Annotated in this window: 2 protein-coding genes and 2 pseudogenes; 3 read left to right on the top strand and 1 reads right to left on the bottom strand. The window is 67.0% G+C overall.

Annotated elements, in window-relative coordinates; genetic code table 11:
* Positions 1–68 precede the first annotated feature (68 nt).
* Positions 69–848: pseudogene (locus tag E3T37_RS16300) on the top strand (IS256 family transposase); the annotation flags it as partial.
* A gap of 51 nt (positions 849–899) precedes the next feature.
* On the opposite strand, the pseudogene E3T37_RS17895 reads toward E3T37_RS16300, so the two are convergent.
* Positions 900–1,001 (bottom strand): annotated as a pseudogene (locus E3T37_RS17895) (helix-turn-helix domain-containing protein); the annotation flags it as partial.
* Positions 1,002–1,259: 258 nt separating this feature from the next.
* Here E3T37_RS17895 and E3T37_RS16295 point away from each other — a divergent pair.
* The gene (locus E3T37_RS16295; RefSeq protein ID WP_160141047.1) at positions 1,260–3,692 is read left to right on the top strand and encodes an ATP-dependent RecD-like DNA helicase; all 2,433 of its coding nucleotides are present in this window, start codon (positions 1,260–1,262) and stop codon (positions 3,690–3,692) included.
* A gap of 109 nt (positions 3,693–3,801) precedes the next feature.
* Positions 3,802–3,972, top strand: coding sequence for a hypothetical protein (locus tag E3T37_RS16990; RefSeq protein ID WP_160141048.1), 171 nt, complete (start codon positions 3,802–3,804; stop codon positions 3,970–3,972).
* Positions 3,973–4,070 lie beyond the last annotated feature (98 nt).

The following is a 4,070-nucleotide window of genomic DNA, read 5'->3' as shown; positions in this document are numbered from 1 at the left end:
AGGTGGGCAGATCTGTTGGCCATGAGTGGGCAGTTTTCATGGCCACCAGCGGGCATTCCTACTGGCCGCCAGTGGGCAGTTCGGATTGGCCATTGACAGACGCGACCTACTGCAAGGCCCGCGTCGGCCACCGGATCGTGTCCCAGGCCATCGTCGTCGCGGTCGGCGTCGCGGCCGACGGACGCCGTGAAGTCCTGGGTTTCGACGTTGGTGACAGCGAGAACGAGGGCTTCTGGACCAGCTTCCTGCGGTCGTTGAAGACCCGCGGCCTCGACGGGGTCAAGCTGGTCATGTCTGACGCGCACACGGGCCTGAAGAAGGCCATCGGGACCGTGTTCCAGGGCGCCGGCTGGCAACGCTGCCGGGTGCACTTCATGCGCAACGTCCTCGCCGTGGTGCCGAAGGGATCGCAGGACATGGTCGCCTCGATCATCCGCACCATCTTCGCCCAACCCGACCGCGAGCACATCGAGAAACAGTTTCGCGAGGTGACCACGATGCTGGACTGCTCGCACCCGAAGGTCGCGGCGATGCTCGTCGACGCGCAACCCGACCTCCTCGCCTTCGCCGGCTTCCCAAAGCGGCACTGGCGCCAGATCTGGTCCACGAACCCGCTCGAACGGGTGAACAAGGAGATCAAACGCCGCACCGACGTCGTCGGCGTCTTCCCCAACGCCGCGGCCCTGCTGCGCCTGGCCGGGTCGGAGTTGATCGAGCAGCACGACGAGTGGGAAGCTGGCGAAAGACGCTACTTCTCCGAGGCCTCGATGCTCGAGCTGGCCGTCATGAACAACCCCATCGAGGTCCTCGACGAGGCGGTGATCCTCCCCGAACTCGCCACCGCCTAGACTAAAACCACTGACCTGCATGGTGTTGAGAAATTCCACCACTCAGCGGGACGTGACCCGCGCGATCCCCAACTTCCTTGCGATCTCCTTGATCGGGATCTTCTCCGATCGATGCAACCGACGTATCTCTGCCCAGTTCTCCACTGTTATCACCCTCCAAGGGTCTTACGGAGGGGTCCGAATTCAAACGACGCCACGGGGTCAGTATTCACCAGTCGTTGACACGAGTGGGCCGCGAAGGCCGCCGAACGCGTCGGCGCCGCCACCGTCACCAACCTCCTCAAGGATGCGCGCGCCGCAGCGGCAACCATGGGCAGCAGGCCGGGGGAGTCGCGGGTGGTGGATGTGGATCGGGCTGCGCGTGAGGTCGTAGGGACGGTGTCGGAGCATCACGCGGTCTGGGGTCCGCACATGATCGAGGCCGAAGCCCGCCGCTGGGTCCAGAAAGAAAACAGTCGCGGCCCCGTACCAGAAGGCACGGTTGAGCTCATCACCCGGCGTGCGCTGGAGACGGACTCGATCGCGGTGACGCCGCCCGCCCCGCACGGTTCCTTCGAGCCTCTGACTCGCCGGGACGGGTCGAGCATCTACGAGCACAAGGGCCGCATGCTCTTCACCTCCACCGGCCTCCTCGCCGCCGAAGACACGTTGTTGGCCGCCGGCCGCACCCGCACGATCGCCCCCATCACGGTGGCCGAGTTCGACCGCACCGCCGCCCGCCACACCGGACCGTTGGATGCCGGGCAGCGGGCCCCGGCACGTGAGTTCACGACCTCCGGCACGCTCCTTGTCGTCGCGACCGGGCCTGCCGGTGCCGGGAAGACCACCGCTCTCGCGTTGGCCGCCCGCGCCACCGAGCAAGCTGGCGGCCGCCTGATCGGGTTGGCCCCGTCTGCGACGGCGGCCGCCGTGTTCCGCGACGCCGTCGAGGTCCCGGCGGCCACGATCCACTCCTTCGTCCGCGCCTACGACACCCACGGGGACGCGACCCCGGACAGTCGCCACCCGGACGAGTTGAAGCTGCGGGCGGGGGACATCATCGTCGTCGACGAGGCCGGCATGGCCGGCACCCTGAACCTGGCTAAGGTCACGAGCATTGCTGAGCGTCACGGGGCGCACGTGCGCCTGATCGGTGACGACCGGCAGCTCGCCGCCGTTGAGTCCGGAGGGGCGCTGCGCCTGCTGGAACGCGAAGTCGGCTCGGTCAAGCTGGAGGAGATCCACCGGTTCACATCCCCAGCCGAAGCCGAAGCAACCCGGCAGCTCCGCGACCCTGCCACGGTGGGGGACCCATTCCGCTGGTACGTCGACAACAACCGGGTCACCGCTGGCGGCATCGACCGGATGACCGACCACGTCTTCGCCGCCTGGCAGCACGACGACGAAGCCAGCAAAAACGTCGTCATGCTCGCCCAACAGAACGTGACCGTCACCGACCTCAACACGAGGGCCCAGGCCAACCGGATGGGCGCCGGCCTCGTATCCGGGAAGAATTCCTCGCAGCTGCGCGACGGATTGGCCGCGTACCAGGGGGACAGGATCGTGACCCGCCTCAACGACGCCACCCTCCGCACCGGGCGCGGAACCGACCGGGTCAAAAACGGTGACGTCTGGATCGTGGGGAAGGTGCAAGCCGACGGGGCGTTGACCGTCACCCATGCCGGGCACGGCGGCCGCATCACCCTCCCCGCCGAGTACGTGCAGAACAACGTCGAGCTCGGCTACGCGTCGACCATTCACCGGGCCCAGGGCATGACCGCGGACACCGCGCACGTCCTCGCCGACTCTTCCACCTCCCGCGAACTCGTCTACGTCGGGCTGACCCGCGGCAAGGAAGCCAACCACCTCTACGTCGAGACCGAGGATGCCCAGCCGATGAGTGACGTCCTGGACACCATCGCCGGTCACAGCGACGGGATGCTCTCCGCCACCGAAACCATCCGCGCCGAACAAGCCCGAGTCGATGACCTGGTCACCCTCATCGATCAGTACGGCGACGTCGCCGAACGCGCCAAAACCGTCCGCTTCAATCGACTCGTGGGCCACACCCTCGACGAGACAGATGCCCGGAACCTCACCAGCTCCGAGAGCTGGGGAGCCGTCACCGCCGCCCTTACCCGCGCCGAAACCCAGGGCCTTGACCCGGCCACTTTGCTGCGGGACTCGTGGAACGAACGAGAACGCGGCACCGCCGACGACGCCGGCGCCGTCCTCTCCCACCGGATGGAGCGCCGCATCGAAACGGCACCCGTCGACCAGGCGTCGGCAGTGGGGGAGCGTCCGGCGGTGCCGGCGTGGATCGCCGACCGGCGGGTGCTCGACGCCGCAGGCACCGACCCCGCCTGGCACGATCATCTCGCCGAACGGTACGAGTACTTGGCCGTCCGCCTCGAGGAACGCGGCACGGCGATCGCCGTCGAACAGCCCGACTGGGCGCAGCAGCTCGGCGACGTCCCGGCCGAAAGCAACAGTCGTCAGGAGTGGGTGCGCCTCGCCGCTGAAGTCGATGTTTTCCGCGACCGGTACAAGGTCGACCCGTCCCAGACCGCGGCCATTCCTGTGGCCTACCGTGAACGCGGTGTTGGTGCGGAGCTCGCGGCTCGCGTGACAGAGCTGCAGGAGAAGCAGACTCAGGGCACCCCGCCGAGGACGCCTGAGGCTGGCCGTCGGAATCCGTCCACCGCGCTGGACGCGATGCGGGGAGCGAACCGGGCCACGGCCGACAAGCAGCGGGACGCGCAGCGCGCCGCGGGACTCACCGTCAAGGCCCGCCAGGCTACGCGCGGTGACCAAGCGACACAGGCAGATGACCCGCGCACCCGGGATGAGGGCCTTGAACGGTAAATCACTCAGCGGGAAAAGTTCCTATGACTGCGATGGCTGGTGAAGTTGTCATTGCGATCACGCAGTCGGAGAGATACCGTCAGGGGACCCTGGCAGAAGGAAGCCCCTAATGAAACCCAACCCCGAGTCCGACGGCGAATACACCGACACGGAACCTGAAGCCGACGCGACGACCCCAGCTGACGGGCGTGCCACAACTGACCCGGACGTTGAAGGCGAGTACACGGATAGCGACACCCCCAACGAGGCCAACCCCCAGGACACCCCGCCGCTGACCTAGTGACCTGCCGCGGAGTTCTCGGACAGTGGGCCCTCTTAAAATGAGGGACTACTGAAAGTAGAGATCAGCATGACCGCATCACGTCGGAAATTTACCCA

This window comes from Cryobacterium sp. TMT2-10 (genome assembly GCF_004403075.1).
In the GTDB taxonomy this organism is placed as follows: domain Bacteria; phylum Actinomycetota; class Actinomycetes; order Actinomycetales; family Microbacteriaceae; genus Cryobacterium; species Cryobacterium shii.
Note: the sequence above shows the minus strand (reverse complement) of the source record. Positions and strands in the feature narration are given on the sequence as shown.